The sequence below is a fragment of the Halorubrum sp. SP9 genome, assembly GCF_005435015.1.
In the GTDB taxonomy this organism is placed as follows: Archaea; Halobacteriota; Halobacteria; order Halobacteriales; family Haloferacaceae; genus Halorubrum; species Halorubrum sodomense.
Genome location: NZ_SGXU01000392.1, coordinates 1 through 440, shown reverse-complemented (window position 1 = coordinate 440; position 440 = coordinate 1). Strand labels below are relative to the sequence as shown.

At 63.4% G+C, this 440-nt stretch carries 1 pseudogene; it reads left to right on the top strand.

From position 1 onward, the window contains the following. Positions 1–440, top strand: a pseudogene (locus tag EXE45_RS18000) (arsenic resistance protein); the annotation flags it as partial.

The following is a 440-nucleotide window of genomic DNA, read 5'->3' as shown; positions in this document are numbered from 1 at the left end:
TTGGTCGTGCCGGTCGTCGTATTTGGGCTCACGCGGTTCCTCCCGCAGGAGCCGGTGATTCTCGTTGGCGCGTTCATGGTGTTGTTGACGCCGTGTATCGACTACGTCATCACGTTCACCGAACTCGCAGACGGTGACGCCGAGCAGATCACGGCCGCGACGCCGGCGCTGATGCTCATCCAGCTGTTGTTGCTCCCGCTGTATCTCTGGCTGTTCATGGGTCAGCAGGTAGCCGAGTTCATCGAGGCTGGGCCGTTCATCGAGGCGTTCGTCGTCATCATCGCGCTGCCACTGACGCTCGCATGGGCGACCGAATACTGGGCGGAGCGCTCCAGCCGCGGCGCCCAGTGGCAGGACACGATGGGATGGTTGCCGGTCCCGATGATGGGGGCGACGCTGTTCGTCGTCATCGCCTCTCAGCTGCCTCGCGTACAGGACTC